At 59.7% G+C, this 17,093-nt stretch carries 16 protein-coding genes; 9 read left to right on the plus strand and 7 right to left on the minus strand.

From position 1 onward, the window contains the following. Nucleotides 1–33: 33 nt before the first annotated feature. Together AB7M26_RS14445 and AB7M26_RS14450 are read left to right on the plus strand one after the other, a co-directional pair. Nucleotides 34–789, plus strand: coding sequence for a methyl-accepting chemotaxis protein (locus tag AB7M26_RS14445; protein WP_371317174.1), 756 nt, complete (start codon nt 34–36; stop codon nt 787–789). Nucleotides 790–1,163: 374 nt separating this feature from the next. Next, nucleotides 1,164–1,328: a metallothionein gene (locus AB7M26_RS14450; protein WP_123497881.1), complete on the plus strand. Its 165-nt coding sequence runs from the start codon at nt 1,164–1,166 to the stop codon at nt 1,326–1,328. Between the two features lie 70 nt (nt 1,329–1,398). Here AB7M26_RS14450 and AB7M26_RS14455 read toward each other — a convergent pair whose 3' ends face one another. The 3 genes from AB7M26_RS14455 to AB7M26_RS14465 all read right to left on the minus strand — a co-directional run bounded on the left by AB7M26_RS14455 (nt 1,399) and on the right by AB7M26_RS14465 (nt 3,959). Beyond that, complete coding sequence (locus tag AB7M26_RS14455) at nt 1,399–1,626, minus strand: DUF6555 family protein (protein WP_008071169.1); 228 nt, start codon at nt 1,624–1,626, stop codon at nt 1,399–1,401. Between the two features lie 317 nt (nt 1,627–1,943). Then, on the minus strand, nt 1,944–2,978 hold the full coding sequence (locus tag AB7M26_RS14460) for a purine-nucleoside phosphorylase (RefSeq protein WP_123497879.1): 1,035 nt from the start codon (nt 2,976–2,978) through the stop codon (nt 1,944–1,946). A gap of 24 nt (nt 2,979–3,002) precedes the next feature. Beyond that, entirely contained in the window at nt 3,003–3,959 is a 957-nt protein-coding gene (locus AB7M26_RS14465; protein ID WP_429384904.1) for a nucleoside-specific channel-forming protein Tsx, read from the minus strand. A 420-nt stretch (nt 3,960–4,379) separates the two neighbouring features. Here AB7M26_RS14465 and selD point away from each other — a divergent pair, with 420 nt between their 5' ends. After that, nucleotides 4,380–5,414 (plus strand): selenide, water dikinase SelD, encoded by a 1,035-nt coding sequence (selD, locus tag AB7M26_RS14470; RefSeq protein WP_123497875.1) that lies wholly within the window; start codon nt 4,380–4,382, stop codon nt 5,412–5,414. Beyond that, a complete protein-coding gene (gene mnmH / locus AB7M26_RS14475) occupies nt 5,414–6,517 on the plus strand; it encodes a tRNA 2-selenouridine(34) synthase MnmH (protein ID WP_123497873.1) in 1,104 nt (367 codons plus the stop codon). The genes selD and mnmH overlap by 1 nt, the downstream gene beginning before the upstream one ends. A gap of 157 nt (nt 6,518–6,674) precedes the next feature. On the opposite strand, the gene AB7M26_RS14480 is transcribed toward mnmH, so the two are convergent. Beyond that, nucleotides 6,675–7,346, minus strand: a complete 672-nt coding sequence (locus AB7M26_RS14480; protein WP_429388842.1) for a histidine phosphatase family protein — start codon at nt 7,344–7,346, stop codon at nt 6,675–6,677. A 382-nt stretch (nt 7,347–7,728) separates the two neighbouring features. Between AB7M26_RS14480 and AB7M26_RS14485 the strand changes: the two genes are divergently transcribed. Continuing rightward, nucleotides 7,729–8,436, plus strand: coding sequence for a glutathione binding-like protein (locus AB7M26_RS14485; protein ID WP_123497870.1), 708 nt, complete (start codon nt 7,729–7,731; stop codon nt 8,434–8,436). A 246-nt stretch (nt 8,437–8,682) separates the two neighbouring features. Then, a complete protein-coding gene (gene hemB, locus AB7M26_RS14490; protein ID WP_123497868.1) occupies nt 8,683–9,657 on the plus strand; it encodes a porphobilinogen synthase in 975 nt (324 codons plus the stop codon). 145 nt (nt 9,658–9,802) lie between these two features. Here the strand turns inward: hemB and AB7M26_RS14495 are convergent, their stop codons facing one another. Beyond that, nucleotides 9,803–11,332, minus strand: coding sequence for an FAD-dependent oxidoreductase (locus AB7M26_RS14495; RefSeq protein ID WP_123497866.1), 1,530 nt, complete (start codon nt 11,330–11,332; stop codon nt 9,803–9,805). A gap of 182 nt (nt 11,333–11,514) precedes the next feature. On the opposite strand from AB7M26_RS14495, the gene AB7M26_RS14500 reads away from it, so the two are divergent. Together AB7M26_RS14500 and AB7M26_RS14505 are read left to right on the plus strand one after the other, a co-directional pair. Then, entirely contained in the window at nt 11,515–12,609 is a 1,095-nt protein-coding gene (locus AB7M26_RS14500) for a DUF1615 domain-containing protein (protein ID WP_123497864.1), read from the plus strand. 100 nt (nt 12,610–12,709) lie between these two features. After that, complete coding sequence (locus tag AB7M26_RS14505) at nt 12,710–13,330, plus strand: glutathione S-transferase (protein ID WP_123497862.1); 621 nt, start codon at nt 12,710–12,712, stop codon at nt 13,328–13,330. A 166-nt stretch (nt 13,331–13,496) separates the two neighbouring features. Here the strand turns inward: AB7M26_RS14505 and AB7M26_RS14510 are convergent, their stop codons facing one another. Beyond that, nucleotides 13,497–13,937 carry a CBS domain-containing protein gene (locus tag AB7M26_RS14510; protein WP_008071151.1) on the minus strand — a complete coding sequence of 147 codons (441 nt, stop codon included), beginning with the start codon at nt 13,935–13,937 and terminating at the stop codon, nt 13,497–13,499. 358 nt (nt 13,938–14,295) lie between these two features. On the opposite strand from AB7M26_RS14510, the gene AB7M26_RS14515 reads away from it, so the two are divergent. Next, on the plus strand, nt 14,296–16,656 hold the full coding sequence (locus tag AB7M26_RS14515; RefSeq protein WP_185022169.1) for a DNA polymerase II: 2,361 nt from the start codon (nt 14,296–14,298) through the stop codon (nt 16,654–16,656). Here the strand turns inward: AB7M26_RS14515 and AB7M26_RS14520 are convergent. Then, nucleotides 16,621–17,091 (minus strand): DUF1810 domain-containing protein, encoded by a 471-nt coding sequence (locus AB7M26_RS14520; protein WP_123497860.1) that lies wholly within the window; start codon nt 17,089–17,091, stop codon nt 16,621–16,623. The two genes, AB7M26_RS14515 and AB7M26_RS14520, sit on opposite strands and share 36 nt — an antisense overlap. Nucleotides 17,092–17,093: the final 2 nt, after the last annotated feature.

Genomic DNA, 17,093 nt, shown 5'->3' on the forward strand with positions numbered 1-17,093 from the left:
GTGTCCGATCAGGCCCAGCGTTCGGATCAGGCCATGGAGCGCCAGCGTCACGAAACCGATCAGGTGGCCACGGCGATCAACGAAATGTCGGCGGCGGCCCAGGAAGTGGCCAAGAGTGCACAAAACGCGGCGGTCGCTGCCCAGCAGACCGACGAAGAAGGCCAGGCCGCCAAGCGTGTGGTGGCCGGCAGCATCGTGAAGATTCATGCGTTGGTGAATGACATTCGCAGCAGCGGCGTGTCGCTCGACAGCCTGCAGAAAGACGTGTCGTCGATTGTCAGCGTGCTCGGGGTGATCCGTTCGATTGCCGAGCAGACCAACCTGCTGGCGCTCAACGCTGCTATTGAAGCCGCCCGCGCCGGTGAGGCCGGGCGTGGTTTTGCGGTGGTCGCCGACGAAGTGCGTGCATTGGCCAGTCGCACGCAAATCAGCACCCAGGAAATCCAGAGCATGATCGACCGCTTGCAGGCCGGCACCCAATCGGCGGTCGAAGCCATGCGCCGCTCCAGCGAGGCCGGCGACGGCACGTCGGCCCAGGCCAACGAGGCCGGGGCATCTCTGGACGCCATGGCCCAATTGATCGGCACCATCAACTCGATGAACGCCCAGATCGCCAGCGCCGCCGAAGAGCAAACCGCCGTGGCCGAAGAGATCAACCGCAGCGTGCACCAGATCGCCGTGGCCGTAGACAGCGTCGCCGACGAAACCCAACTCGGCGCCCAGACCTCGCGCAGCCTGGCCGACCTCGGTCAACGCCTGGGGCAGCTGGTCGGGCAATTCCGTATTTGATTGATGTTGCTCGTGTGGCGAGGGGGCTTGCCCCCAATGCCGGTAAGTCAAGAAATGTGAGCAACGATAATCCTGTGGGAGCGTGGCTTGCCCGCGAAGGCGTCGTGTCATTCAACATTGATATCGACTGACACTACGCTTTCGCGGGCAAGCCACGCTCCCACAGGTTCTGCGCCTTGGCTTACCTGCATTAGGGTTTCCCCCCTCACCACAGGGCAGTGTTCATTCATGAGTAGCCGCATCGCGACTACCCTCATTAGTAAGCAAACACCGTCCAAGGGTTTGTTTGAACCCGTTTGGGGGACGAGCGGTCATTTGCTTCAGGTGTCGCGCACCCGCGGCACCTTGACGACCACAACAATGGAGTCAGACTCATGATCGACAGTGAAAGTATCTGCGACTGCCCCAAATGTTCCTGCAAACTGGGCGAACATCCGATCGCGCGTCACGGCAAGCACTATTGCTGTGAAGCCTGCGCCAAACATCACGAACACGGCGAAGCATGCTCCACCAAAGGCTGCAAGTGTGCAAAGCACTGACCGTTCAGCCAAAAAAGTGGAGCCGTCCAGGCTCCACTTCGGTTTGAATCTTTCCCCTCCTTTTTGACGCTCAACTGGCCGGTCGCCAGGTCACATTCTCGATGCCGAATTTCTCTGCCAGCGGTTTGCTGGTCTTCTGCACCCTCTCACGGCCAAAGCGCGGGATCCGGCCTACTCCGGCATCGCAACTTGCCCAGTGCCAAGCCTCTGCATTGTCCATTTTGTCGAGGCGGATAATGAAAGACTTGGGCTGGCCATGAAGGGTGTATTCAATGACGAAAAGTTTTGCGTTGTTCATAAAACCCGTATTCCTCCCTGTAGTTATAGAGGGATCACGAGGCGCGGCGAAAATTCAGTCGAATTGTCGGACGGTGACAGTGACTGGCGACAGCCGGGCGCCTCGTGATCATGGAGCCTTCCTGACCCCGGATGATCCTAGTCTATGGCCCAAGGTGCGCCGGCGGAACCATCCCAGTCGGCATCTTTGTCGAATGTTCTGGCCCTATCGCGAGCAGGCTCGCTCCCACAGTTGATCTGCGCCGTTCACATGATTTGTGACCAACACAGACCTCTGTAGGAGCGAGGCTTGCCCGCGAAGGTGTCCTCAAGCCGAACTCAGACCTCAGGCACACCTTTCTCCCAAGCCGACCAATTCTGCAAAATCTCCTGCACCAACGGATTCCCCGTGCGGTACAGGTTCTCCAGCGCCGGCACAAACCCACCTTGATCGGCGTATTTGAGCAGGTTATCCACCTCGCTCTGGCCCGGCGCCGGCCGGTCGAAGTCGGAACCGGCGCGCACCACCGCCAGACGCCGGACGTCCACCAGCCCCTCGCGGCTGGCGCGCAGCAGCGCCTCGTAGGTGGAGTTGTCTTCCTGCTGAGTCGTGCAATACACCCCTTCGTTATTGGTCAACAGCTTGGTCCAGACTTCCGCGCGCTCACTCAAGCGCGTCCCGGAAAACCAGGTATTGCCCGCCAGCGTGTCGCACTGGGTCACTACCGGTGGCTGATTGGCCGGGGCCGACGGATATTTCAAACGCCATGCCGCTGATTCCTTACTCTCGCTCAGTTGAACCTTGTGGCTCAGGGCGAACGCCTTGGCCTGCAACTTCGGATTGAGTTCGAACACTTCGGTCTTGTAGTCCAGCGGTGGTTTTTCGTTCGGGCCTTTGGTGTTGATGCCCAGGTAACCGGTCGGCCAGTCTTTCGGCGCGTCCCGGGAATCCAGCTCCCATTGGGTGCCGAACTCCACCAGGTAGTGCGCCCACGCGGTGGTGCCTATGGTGCCGTGATGCGGGCTGATGCCGGCAATCCCGGCGATCAGGAAGTAACTTTTGCGCAGGTCGAATTTCGGCGACAACGCCAGGGCAAGGGTCGAGGCCGCGGCATTGGTCTGGCCCATGCCGGTGACCATCAGGCACACCTGTCGGGTGTTGCAGCGAATATTCGGATACTCGGCGGACAGGCCCGGTACGCGCACTTCTTGCTTGAGCTCCAGGCGATCGATCCAGTTCTGCGCCTCGGGGGCAAACATGGTGATCAGCATTACTTTCGGCTGGATCGGCGTGTCAACCGCCCAGGCAGAAGAAGAGAGCAGGGTGCTCATGGCCAAACCGACGGACAGGGAAAAACGGGTCATTGCCTTCATAAAACCTCCTTATTCAAATGAGCCTTAAAACTGATAACCGACACCGGCGTAGTAGCCCCAGCCGTTGGAACGGGCGCGGAAGTCACCGTCGCCGAAATTCAATTCACTGCCGTCGTCCCAGTTGCCGCCGTTGTGGAAGTAACGGCCGACCAGGGTGAAACGCAAGTGGGTGAAGGCGTAGAGCAACACGTTGGTGGCCACGGTGGCGTTGGCGGTGCGGGCCGGGTTGTCTTTGTGCAGGTCGGAGCCGAAGTCGAAGTTGGTGAAACCGATGTAGGTCAACGAAGCGCCGTTGCTGAAACTGCTGATGGGCACGATGTACTTGAGCTGGGCGCGGTAGCCGTCCCATGAATATTCGTTGCTGGCACCGTAGTTTTCCCACTGGTAGCGGCCGTAGAAGTTGGCTGACAGATTGACCCGCGAATGGGTGTCGATGTCCGTGCCGAGGCCGCTGTACAGCGTGTTGGCGCGATTGGCGCTATTGTTGCCGTGATCGTAGATCCAGTCGAACGCCACGTACCACTCCTTGAACGGCCCGACGGCCAGGCTGCGGCCGGCGAGGTAATCGATGGAGATCCGCGGTTCATGCTCCATGAACACCGGCGAGCCGTGGTCCCAGACACCTTTGTCATGGCTGTTGCCGATGTCGAAGATCTTCGGAATGTCGATGTAGCCGTACAACTCGAACGGGCCCTTGCGGCCGAAGTATTCATATTCCAGGTAGATGTCGTCGGCCGGTTGCGGGCCGAAGCTGATGTCTTTGCTGCCGATGACGGTCAGGTCCTGGTTGAACCAGTCCGACAGGTAGGCGCCTTTTTTCGGCGGGTTCGCTTCAGGGCTGAGGGCTTCGCCCTGAGCGGACTCTTCGGCGCTGGCCGGTTGGGCCAAAACGTGGCTGCTGAGTAGTCCTGTAACGCTGGCCAGCAGCAAGGAAACAGCAAAAGTGCGTGAGCAAGTCACGCGATTGGAGGTGCAATGCATTAAAAGTCCCTTTTCGTGCGGATCGAAAGCCCGGTGCTACGGGTTTGCGCGGTTAGGTGGCGAACAGGCCGGTATCAGCGGCTCGCAAACGTTTGCACAAGGCATACCAGTTTTGTTCAAAGTGCTGAAAAATTGAGGGAATTGGTAGTTTTATTGTCCCTTTGGTCAAGGATTTCGGGGCGATGAGCAGAAGGAGTGGTTTTCAGGGCGAAGGGGATCTGGCGGGGATATGCACCAAAGTGGTGTCGACTGTCAGATGAGTAACCCGATCTGTGGCAATAGAGCTTTAGTGACAAAAGTGGCAAAGGAGCTTTTGTGGCGAGGGGGCTTGCGGCCGCTGCGCAGCCCAACGGGGGCAAGCCCCCTCGCCACAGGGTTGCTGTAGAATCCTCGGCATTGACTTCACAAGGTGCATCCCCGATGAGCGAGCCGATTCGTCTGACCCAATACAGCCACGGCGCAGGCTGTGGCTGCAAGATTTCACCCCAGGTGCTGGAGGTGATTCTGGCCGGCAGCGGCGCACAAAACCTGGACCCGAAACTCTGGGTCGGCAACGCCTCGCGCGATGACGCGGCGGTGTATGCCATCGACGAAGAACGCGGCGTGGTCTCGACTACCGATTTCTTTATGCCGATCGTCGACGATCCGTTCGACTTCGGCCGTATCGCCGCCACCAATGCCATCAGCGATATCTACGCCATGGGTGGCGATCCGTTGATGGCGATTGCGATCCTCGGCTGGCCGGTCAATGTGCTGGCGCCGGAGATTGCCCGGGAAGTGATTCGTGGCGGGCGTTCGGTCTGCGACGAGGCGGGTATTCCACTGGCGGGCGGCCATTCCATCGACGCGCCGGAGCCGATCTTCGGCCTGGCTGTGACCGGACTGGTGGAAAAACGCCATATGAAGCGCAATGACACCGCCACTGCCGGTTGCTTGCTGTACCTCACCAAACCCTTGGGTATCGGCATTCTCACCACGGCCGAGAAGAAGGGTAAGTTGCGCACTGCCGACATCGGTTTGGCCCGCGACTGGATGTGCACCCTGAACAAACCCGGCAGCCGATTCGGCAAACTCGACGGTGTGACCGCGATGACCGACGTCACCGGTTTCGGCCTGCTCGGGCACTTGGTCGAGATGGCCGACGGCAGCAACGTGACTGCCCGCATCGAATATGACCGGGTGCCGCGCCTGCCGGGTGTCGAGTACTACCTTGATCAAGGCTGCGTGCCGGGCGGCACGCTGCGCAATTTCGACAGCTACGCCAGCAAACTCGGGCGGCTTCAGGAAATGCACAAACGTGTGCTCTGCGATCCGCAGACCAGCGGCGGCCTGCTGGTTGCGGTCACACCTGAGGGCAATGAACAGTTTTTGATGATGGCAGCCGAACTCGGTCTGACCCTTGAGCCGATCGGCGAACTGGTTGAGCGACAGACTAACGCGGTAGAGGTGTTTTGATGTCCATCGACTTCACCGATTACCGCGACATCTTTCTCAACGACCGGCCGATGATGGATACCCGTGCGCCGGTCGAATTCCTCAAGGGCTCATTCCCCGGGGTAGTCAATCTGCCGCTGATGAATGACCTCGAGCGGGAACGGATCGGCACTTGCTACAAGCAGCAAGGTCAGCAAGCCGCCATCACGCTGGGGCATCAATTGGTGGCCGGCGAGATCAAGGCCGAGCGCATCCAGGCCTGGGCCGATTTTGCCCGGGCGCATCCAGATGGTTATTTGTATTGTTTTCGCGGCGGTTTGCGTTCGCAGATCGTTCAGCAATGGCTCAAGGACGAAGCGGGCATCGACTATCCGCGGGTCGGTGGCGGCTACAAAGCCATGCGCACCTTCTTGCTCGACACGCTCGATCAGGCCATTGCCCAGTGCGATTTCGTTTTGCTGGGCGGTATGACCGGCACCGGCAAGACCGAGGTACTCACGCAATTGAGCAATGGGCTGGACCTGGAAGGCCACGCCCATCATCGCGGCTCCAGCTTCGGCAAACGCGCCACCGGCCAACCCTCCAACATCGACTTTGAAAACCGCCTGGCCGTGGATGTGCTGAAGAAGCGTGCCCGCGGTATCGAACAGTTCGTGCTGGAAGACGAGAGCCGCATGGTCGGCAGTTGCGCCTTGCCGTTGCCGCTGTATCAGGGCATGCAGCAATTTCCGATGGTTTGGCTGGAGGACAGCCTGGAAGGGCGTGTTGAACGGATCCTGCGTGATTACGTGGTGGACTTGTGCGCCGAGTTCATCGAAGTGTATGGCGACGAAGGCTTCGCGCTGTTTTCCGAGCGTTTGCTGGCGAGCCTGAACAATGTCCAGAAAAGGCTGGGCGGCGAACGCCATCAGCGGATGTTGACCTTGATGGAAGATGCGCTGGCAGAACAGGCGAACAGCGGAGCGGTGGATTTGCACCGAGGCTGGATCGAAGGGTTGCTGCGCGAATATTACGACCCGATGTATGCGTTTCAGCGGGAGAAGAAGGGGGCGCGAATCGAGTTTGTCGGGGAGTGGGGGGCTGTCATTGAGTATCTGCGGGAGCGTGGCAAACAGCTGCTTTGATGTTGTTTTTGCCGGCCTCATCGCGGGCAAGCCCGCTCCCACAAGGGGCAGCGTCGATCACAAATCTGTGTTTCACCACAGACCACTGTGGGAGCGGGCTTGCCCGCGATGAGGTCGTGACAGGCACTATAAAACTCGAAGCCACCACGATCACAGCTTAAGTCGGACAGGTCTCCTGACCGTTATCCAGCCCTTGCTTGTAGCTGTGGCTCTTCAGGCTGGCCTTGCCGTTGTGCCAGGTCAGCGTGAGCACGTACAGCGAGTCGTAATCGCTCGATTCCCAGTCATCGGTAATGTTCTGTTTTTTGCCGACGGCTTCCCCGGCGACTTTGTTGATCAGCTCAGGCAGGTAGCCGTGGGACCAGGCCGTATAAATGACCGAGTTGTGATACTTGTCGTGGAGCAGTTCATCCGCCAGGTCGCTGGTGTCGTTGGCCGAGAATTCGATGTTCACCGGCAAGCCGAGCTTGATCGCGCTGGGGCTGATGGTCATCAGGGGGCGGATGTAACTGTAGGAGTTATCGAATTCGCCTTCCTCGACATTGCGTGTCGGGTTGGCGGCGAACACGTAGTTGGCCTTGCCGAATTTTTCCGGCAACAAGGTGGCCAGGTCGATGGCGCGATTCAACCCCTGACAATTGAGCTGACCCAGTCCGCCGGCGGGTTTTTCCGCGTGGCGCAGGAATACCAGCGTCTGAGTGCCGTCCGCCGGTTGGGCGCGGCTTTCACTGGACTCAAGCGACAAAAACAACGCGCTGACCGCCAGCAGGGAGGGCAGGAAGATATAGGCGCGATGCTTGAAGCGTTTGGCGAATTTCAATGGGTTCATCATCGAATAGGTCATCTTCAGCGTATTCGGTTAAGGCTGACAAACCTTGACACCGCGAGCTCCCAGCATCGGGTGTATTCCATGTCATTGACCCGGTCCGTTTCCTACAGGGCAATGCTCAGAGTCCTCTGAAGCCCTTTGGTTCGATCCGAGTGAGGTGCCCGACACTTTAACGGCAACCTTGAACGGATTGGGGAAAAGGTTATCGACTGGATGTTGCGGATTTATGGACACGGCACACACCTTACTCCTTGTAGGAACTGCCGAAGGCTGCGATCTGTTGATCTTTCTCTTCGGCGCCCCCCTGAGGACGCCAAAAGATCGCAGCCTTCGGCAGCTCTACATTATGATCTTCACTCCGTTTTTCCCGTGGATGCCCCTTATGACCGATTTGTCTGCATTCCCCATCACTCGAAAATGGCCGGCGCGATACCCGGAGTGGATCCAGCTCTATTCCTTGCCAACGCCCAATGGCGTCAAGGTTTCGATCATGCTCGAGGAAATCGGGCTGCCCTACGAGCCGCATCGTGTGGACTTCGACACCAACGATCAGCTGTCCCCTGAATTTCTCTCGCTGAACCCCAATAACAAGATCCCGGCAATCCTCGACCCCCATGGTCCGGGGGACCAACCGCTGGCCTTGTTCGAGTCCGGGGCGATTCTGATTTACCTTGCCGACAAGAGTGGGCAACTGCTGGCGCAGGAATCGGCGGCGCGTTACGAGACCATTCAGTGGCTGATGTTTCAGATGGGCGGTATCGGTCCGATGTTCGGCCAGCTCGGTTTTTTCAACAAATTCGCCGGCAAAGACTACGAAGATAAGCGTCCCCGTGATCGCTACGTTGAGGAAAGCAAGCGCTTGCTTCAAGTCCTCGACGGCCGTCTGCAAGGGCGCGACTGGATCATGGGCGAGCGCTATACCATCGCCGACATCGCGACCTTTCCATGGGTGCGCAACCTGATCGGCTTCTACGAAGCCGGCGACCTGGTCGGCATCCAGAATTTCCCCAATGTTACCCGCGTTCTGGAGCGTTTTCTGGCAAGGCCGGCGGTGATTCGCGGGCTGGAAATCCCTAAGCAACCGCTTTGATTTATCGCACTGAACCTGTGGGAGCGGGCTTGCCCGCGATGACGGTAGTAACTTCAGCATCAATGTCACTGACATACCGCTATCGCGGGCAAGCCCGCTCCCACAGGGATCTGTGCTGGATGCGGGGATTGTTGCCGCCGCGGCAACGCAGTCTTGAGCGATCGAGGTTTGTGCGCCGCGCCTTGCAGGGCATAAGCTTCGCTCCCTATAAGTTTCGTCTTTTCCGCTGTTTTTTCAGGAAGACCCATGCCCAGTCAGTTCCCCGAAGCACGTCCACGCCGTCTGCGCCGCAATGCGAGCCTGCGCAGCCTGTTCCAGGAGACCGAGTTCACCGTGAATGATCTGGTGCTGCCGATTTTCGTCGAGGAAGAAATCGACGATTTCGTGCCGATCAAGAGCATGCCCGGGGTGATGCGCATTCCCGAGTCGAAGCTGGCTGGCGAGATCGAGCGTTACGCTCGGGCCGGGATCAAGTCGGTGATGACGTTTGGCGTGTCCCATCATCTGGACAGCAATGGCAGCGATACCTGGAGCGACAATGGCTTGGTGTCACGCATGTCGCGCATCGCCAAAGATGCCGTGCCGGAAATGATCGTGATGTCCGACACCTGTTTCTGCGAGTACACCGACCACGGTCATTGCGGCGTGCTGCACCACCACGAAGTCGACAACGACCAGACCCTGATCAACCTCGGCAAACAAGCCGTAGCCGCTGCCCGCGCTGGCGCCGATGTGATCGCTCCGTCGGCGGCCATGGACGGGCAGGTCCAGGCCATTCGCCGGGCGCTCGATGAAGCGGGTTTCAGCCAGACCGCGATCATGGCCTATTCGACCAAATTCGCTTCGGCGCTTTATGGTCCGTTCCGAGAGGCCGGCGGCAGTGCGCTGAAGGGCGACCGCAAAAGCTATCAGATGAACCCGATGAACCGCCGCGAAGCCGTGCGGGAATCGCTGATGGACGAACAGGAAGGCGCCGACGCGCTGATGGTCAAACCGGCCGGCGCGTACCTGGACATCATCCGCGACATCCGCGAAGCCTCGCGTTTGCCGCTGTCGGCGTATCAGGTGAGTGGCGAGTACGCGATGATCAAATTCGCCGCCCAGGCCGGGGCGATTGATGAAGACCGAGTGGTGCGTGAGAGCTTGGGGGCGATCAAACGGGCCGGGGCGGATTTGATCTTCACCTACTTCGCGATGGACCTGGCCCTGGCCGGGATCTAAAAAATCAAAAGATGAAAGATCGTTCCCACGCTCCGCGTGGGAACGCTTCCTGTGACGCTCTGCGTCACGCTTGTTGGGACGCGGAGCGCCCCTGGCTGCGTTCCCACGCAGAGCGTGGGAACGATCATCCTCGCTAATCTTGGGTTCAGCCGAAGAATGGCCGAATTTCACGGTCCCGGAAATACCGTTCGATCACCTTCGGGTCGGCGCTGTAGTCGGCAATCGCTACGTAGGTATCCGGCCGCAACAGGTAAAACCCGTTGCGTGTGAGTCCCGCCGCTTCAAACGCCGGCCGCCAGTCGAACACCTGCAACGGCAGGTGATGCTCGGTGCACCAGGCGATCATCTCGTCGCTGGTATCGCCATACACATGCACCTGCCAGGTCGGATTTTTCAGCGACTCGAAATTGTCCCCTTCACCGTCGTGGGCCCAAGGCAGGCGATCACCGCCGTGAACATGGCCAGCAACGCCCTCGCTCAACGGCATGCCGCGATAGTTGAGGGTGGTTTGCGACACCGTGCGAAACAGGAACTCCCGAGCGGCTTCCAGCGATGTCATTTTCGGGATCAAAAAGGGTGCCACACGGGTGCGCAGCACGTCGGCAATTCGCCCTTCGGCGGTGACGAAACTGAAGACCCGGTCGGTAGTTGCCACCAATCGCCGGGCAAACGCGATGCGCTCGGTTTCATAACTGTCGAGCAGTTTGGCCGAGGCGCCACCGCTTAACACCGCCGCGAGTTTCCAGGCCAGATTGATCGCATCGCCAATCCCGGTGTTCATGCCCTGGCCACCCGCCGGGCTGTGGACATGGGCGGCGTCACCCAACAGAAACGCGCGCCCCGTGCGAAAGTGATCCGCAACCCGGTGATGCACGCGGTAAGTCGAGAACCAGTTCACCTGATCGATCTGCACTTTTAGATGCTCGATGGCCCGGCTGCTGACGTCTGCAAACTGGAGGGTTTCGGCACGGTCGGCGCGCTCGTCGCGAACCGTGCCGATCAGTCGGGCGCGACCTTCGCCGGCCAAGGGGAATACGGCGAGGAAGTCGGCTTCATCAAGGTCCACATGCAGTTCACCGTTGAACGTGGGGCCACGAGCCTGCACGTCCGCCACGTAGAAAATCTGCTGGTAGGTGCCGCCCGGAAAACCGGTGTCCAGCGTCTTGCGCACAATCGACCGGGCGCCGTCGCAGCCGGCGAGGTAACAGGCCTGGCAGGTTTCCTGCTGGCCATCGGGCAAGCGCAACCGGGCGGTGATGCCGTCGCCGGTTTCCTCGAAGCTTTGCAGTTCGGTATCGCGCTCCACTTTAATACCGAAGGCCTCCAGGCGTTCGATCAGCAGGCGTTCGTGCTCGTCTTGCGGATACATTTCCAGAAACGCGTAGTGCGTCAGACCCTCGCCGATGGTGCTCAGCGGCAGGCGTGCGACCGGTTCGCCCTTGACCCAGAAATTCGCTGCGGCCACTTTATGGCCGTTTTGCACAACGGCGTCGCTGAGGTCGAGCTGGCTATACAGTTCAAGCGTTCGCGCCTGTACCGCCAGCGCACGTGAAGTGGTGCCGGGTGTCGATGTCTTGTCGATAATCCGTACCCGAATCCCCAGTTTGCTCAACCACAGCGCCAGTACCAGCCCGGTCGGGCCGGCGCCGATGATCAGCACGTCGCTACGGTTCATGAGCCTGTCCTCCGCGGTATGTGGATCAAGTATGGTTCAGCCCGAATGCACTGGCCTCCCGGCTGCCCAACGGAAACCACCCCTACAGCGCAGCGGAACAGTCCGCGACTGCCACAGTCATAGCCTGCGCCATGCCATTGATCGTATGGTTAACCTGGCTCAACGGATTTTGATGGAGCACCATGCAAGTCAATCGATTGATCATGAGCGTCGCGGCACTGTTGGTTCTGGCCGGTTGCGGTAGCCAACGCACGCAGGAACCGCCGGCCCGCAAGCCCGCCGAGGTCAAGGCCGAGATCATGCGCCTGTTGCCGGCCAAGACGGTCGATCGCCAAGGCTGGGCCACGGATATCTACGCGGCATTTGCTGCCCAGAACATTTCGCCGACCACGCAAAACCTGTGTTCGGTACTCGCGGTCACTGAGCAGGAATCGACGTTTCAGGCTGATCCGCCGGTGCCAGGCCTGGGCAAGATCGCCCGGGACGAGATCGACCGTCGTGCCGCCAAGGCTCACATCCCCGGCCTGCTAGTGAGCGGTGCCTTGCAGGTCAGTTCACCCAATGGCAAAAGTTACAGCGACCGGCTGAATGCCGCGCGCAGTGAAAGAGAACTCAGCGCGATTTTCGATGATTTCATCGGCATGGTGCCCATGGGGCGGACGCTGTTCGATGGTTTCAACCCGGTGCACACCGGCGGGCCGATGCAAGTCAGCATCGATTTTGCGGAGCAGCAGGCGCGGGCTTATCCCTACCCGGTGGACGGCTCGATTCGCCGCGAAGTGTTTACGCGTCGCGGTGGCCTGTATTTCGGTATTGCCCATTTGCTCGGTTATCCGGTGAGCTACAAGCAGCCGCTGTATCGCTTCGCCGATTTCAATGCCGGTTGGTATGCCAGCCGTAATGCGGCGTTTCAGAACGCGGTAAGTCGTGCGACCGGCATCCCGCTGGCGCTGGATGGCGATCTGGTGCGCTACGGTTCGATCATGCCTGGCGCTACGGAATTGGCGGTGCGCACCCTCGGCAAGCAATTGGACATGCGCAACATGACCATTCGGGATCAATTGGAGGAGGGGAAAGGCCTCGAGTTCGAGGACACCAAGCTTTATCGGCGGGTCTTCGCCTTGGCCGAACAGGCCGAAGGCCGGCCATTACCCCGTGCGGTATTGCCGGGGATTGTGCTGCAAAGCCCGAAAATCACACGAAAGCTCACCACGGCGTGGTTCGCCAAGCGGGTCGATGAGCGCTATCAGCGCTGTATGAAGCGTGCGGGGATGTGACTGGGACCGAAAATGGTTAAAAAAACCAACGCTTGACTGACAATTCGAACGCAATCTTCAGCAGCTGCTACAAAGAGAGAGTCGCAGAGGAGATTTAGTCATGTATCAGCTTTACGGACATCAGAACTCGGGTGCGGCCGCCATCGAAGCGGCGTTGGAGCTGTGCGAGGTGCCTTATCGCTTCATCGATGTCTCATCGTCCCCGGAGACGGTTCAGGCATTGGAGAAACTCAACCCGCTCAAGCAAATTCCCACTCTGCAATTGCCCGATGGCGGTGTTCTGACCGAGAGTGCGGCCATCCTGATTCACCTGGGCCTGACGTTCCCGGAGTCGAACCTGCTGCCGGAAAACCCGCTCAAGCGTGATCAGGTTATTCGGGGCCTGGTGTACATCGTCAGCAATTGCTATGCCGCCATCGGCATCATCGACTACCCCGAGCGCTGGCTGGCCGAGGCGGACGAATCATCCAGGGAAAACCTTATGGCCGGTGCCCGCCAGCGCCTGCACTGGAGTTGGGAGGTGTTTGCCGATCAGTTCGCCGGCAAGTTGTACCTGGGCGAGGGAGCGCCGGGCGCGCTGGATATTCTGGCGGCGGTGGTGACACGGTGGGCGGGCACTCGGGAGCACTTGCGCGCTGCGCGGCCGGGGTTCTCCGCCTGGCTCGAACGCTTCGACCGGCACCCGGCATTGGCACCGGTTTTCGCGCGGCATTGGCCATAGGAACACAGCTTGTGGTGAGGAGGCTTTTGTGGCGAGGGAGCTTGCTCCCGCTGGACTGCGCAGCAGTCCCCTTCTTTTTCAGGTAGAGAATGGGGCCGCTTCGCAGCCCAGCGGGAGCAAGCTCCCTCGCCACAGGTAAGCCCAACTCCCACAGGGTGTGCTGGAATCACTCGCCGCGAATGTACTGCTCCAACTGGCGAATCAGTTCAGCCTGTTCGGCAATGGCTTCCTTGACCAGGTCGCCGATGGACAGCAAGCCGATCAACTCGCCGTTTTCCACTACCGGCAAGTGCCGCAGGCGCTTTTCGGACATGATGCCCATGCAGGTTTCGACGGTTTGATGGGTGTCCACGGTGATGACCGGCGCCACCATGATGTCGCTGACCGGCGTGCCGACCGAGGAGCGCCCCTTGAGCACCAGTTTGCGCGCATAGTCACGCTCGCTGATGATGCCGACGACCTTTCCCTCTTTCAGCACCGGTAACGCGCCGACGTTTTTTGCGGCCATCACCATCAGCGCTTCCAGCACCATTTGATGCGGTGCAATAGAGTGGACTTGCTGATTCTGTTGGGCCTTTAACTTGAGCAGTTGGGCGACGGTTTTCATGGCGGATTCTCGGGTGTTGTCGTTGTTCTTGAAGAATCGTAGAGACGCGCTCACAGAGCAAGGCAGAAAGCGGCAGATACCGCGCAAAAAGCGTCATTCAGCGATTTTTCTTTGTAAATGTCCGCCCCTGATGCCGGTAAGTTAAGAAATGTGAGCGACGAAAATCCTGTGGGAGCGTGGCTTGCCCGCGAAGAATGCACCGCGGTTTTTCAGGTACTACGCGTCATCGTTCTTCGCGGGCAAGCCACGCTCCCACAGGTTCTGCGTCTTAACTTACCGGCATTAGGGTAAGCCCCCTCACCACACCGTCGATCACGCGTAGAATTACCCCTTGAATCAGATCGTTGAGGTTGCAGTGGTGGATTTACAGCAGGGCTTCGTCCTGACCCGGCATTGGCGCGATACCCCGGCCGGCACGGAAGTCGAGTTCTGGCTGGCGACCGATGCCGGTCCCCGACGCATCCGTCTGCCGCACCAACCGTCGGTAGCGTTCATTCCGGCAGCCCAGCGTGAGCAAGCCGAAGCGCTGCTGCGCGGCGAGAAAAACGTCGAGCTGAAACCCTTGGCGCTTCTGGACTTCGAACATCGCCCGGTGCTCGGCCTGTATTGCCAGCAGCACGGTCAGTTGATGCGCCTGGAAACCGCGCTGCGCAGATCAAGCGTCGATGTATTCGAAGCCGATATCCGCCCGCCGGAACGCTACATGATGGAGCGTTTCATCACCGCTCCCGTTTTGTTCGGCGGCACGCCCGGCGCGGAAGGTCTGCTGCTCGACGCGCAAATGAAACCCGACCCCGGCTACCGACCGAAGCTCAGACTGGTCTCGCTGGACATCGAAACCACCGCTCAGGGCGAGTTGTATTCCATTGCCCTGGAAGGCTGCGGCGAGCGGCAGGTGTACATGCTCGGGCCGCCCAATGGCTCTGACAGTGGGGTGGATTTCCAGCTCGAATACTGCGACTCGCGAACCCTGCTGCTGAAAAAGCTCAATGAATGGTTCGCACGGCACGATCCCGACGCCATCATTGGCTGGAACGTCGTGCAGTTCGATCTGCGCGTACTTCACGAACATGCTCGGCGCTTGGCGGTGCCGCTGAAGCTGGGGCGTGGCGGCGAAGAAATGCAGTGGCGCGAACACGGCAGTGGCAACCATTACTTCGCTTCGGCTGCCGGCCGATTGATCATCGATGGCATCGAATCGCTGCGTTCGGCGACCTGGAGCTTTCCCTCGTTCAGCCTGGAAAACGTCGCACAAACCCTGCTGGGTGAAGGCAAGTCAATCGACAATCCGTACCAGCGCATGGACGAAATCAATCGCATGTTCGCCGAGGACAAACCGGCCCTGGCGAAGTACAACCTCAAGGACTGCGAACTGGTGACGCGGATCTTCGCCAAGACCGAATTGCTGACCTTCCTGCTCGAGCGCGCCAGCGTCACCGGTTTGCCGGCGGACCGCAGCGGTGGCTCGGTGGCGGCGTTCACTCACCTGTATATGCCGTTGATGCACCGTCAGGGTTTCGTCGCGCCGAACCTCGGCGGCAAACCGCCGGAAGCCAGCCCCGGTGGTTTTGTCATGGACTCGCAGCCCGGGCTGTACGAATCGGTGCTGGTGCTCGACTACAAAAGCCTCTATCCGTCGATCATCCGCACCTTCCTGATCGACCCGGTGGGCTTGATCGAAGGGCTCAAGCATCCTGATGACAGCGAGTCGGTGCCGGGCTTTCGCGGTGCACGTTTTTCAAGAACCCGCCATTGCCTGCCGGCCATCGTCGCCCGGGTTGCCGAAGGTCGTGAAACCGCCAAGCGCGAACACAACGCGCCGTTGTCCCAGGCGCTGAAAATCATCATGAATGCCTTCTACGGCGTGCTGGGTTCCAGCGGTTGCCGCTTCTTCGATACACGGCTGGCCTCGTCCATCACCTTGCGCGGTCACGAGATCATGCTGCGCACCCGCCAGTTGATCGAAGCCCAAGGCCACGCGGTGATCTACGGCGACACCGACTCCACCTTCGTTTGGTTGCGCCGCGCCCACGGTCAGGCAGAAGCCGCGCAGATCGGTCATGCGCTGGTGGACCACGTCAACCAGTGGTGGCGCGAGCATGTGAAACAGCAATACGGGCTGGAAAGTGCCCTGGAGTTGCAGTTCGAAACCCACTACAAGCGCTTTCTGATGCCGACCATTCGCGGCGCCGAGGAGGGCAGCAAGAAACGCTATGCCGGGCTGGTCACCCGCGCCGACGGCACCGATGAAATGGTCTACAAGGGCCTGGAAACCGTGCGTACCGACTGGTCGCCGCTGGCCCGGCAATTCCAGCAGGAGTTGTACCTGCGCATCTTCAATCGCAAGCCCTATCAGGATTACGTGCGTGACTATGTGCGCAAGACGTTGGCCGGTGAGTACGACGAGCGCCTGATCTATCGCAAACGCCTGCGCCGTACCCTCGACGACTATCAACGTAACGTGCCGCCCCACGTGCGGGCCGCGCGAATCGCCGACGACTACAACGACCAGCAGGGACGCCCGCGGCAATATCAGAATGGCGGCTGGATCAGTTATGTCATCACCGTCGCCGGCCCCGAGCCGCTGGAAATCCGCAGCGCGCCCATCGACTACGACCATTACGTCACCCGGCAACTGCAACCGGTGGCGGATGCGATTCTGCCGTTCGTGGATGACGATTTCTCAACGCTGATTGGGGGGCAGTTGGGCTTGTTTTGAGTCCAGCAGCGACAACGTCCAGTCATCCGGTATGCCGTGAAAATATTGATCCAGCGCCTGATGGAACAGGCTGCCTTTTGGCGAAACCTGGGCGAACAGTGTCATCGATGAGTGAAATTTGAGGTTGTCGGGATGGCCGAAAATCTTGGTGATCGAGCTTTGAGGAATGTCCAGAACCAGTTGCGTGCACATGCGCAAGCGTGGCCCCAGTAACGGATGCTTCAGGTACGCCGTGGCTTCTTCACTGGAGCGAATGGCGAAGTAACGGGACATCTCGCTGTCGCCCAACCCGGAAAACTGCGGAAAGATAAACCACATCCAGTGCCGGCGCTTCTGGCCGGCGCGCAGCTCTTCCTGCACCCACTCGAACACAGGGTCTTGCGCCTGAACGAAGCGTGGCAAATTGAAAGCGTCGAGCTGATCGGTACTTCTCATGC

Source organism: Pseudomonas sp. F-14 TE3482 (assembly GCF_053629455.1).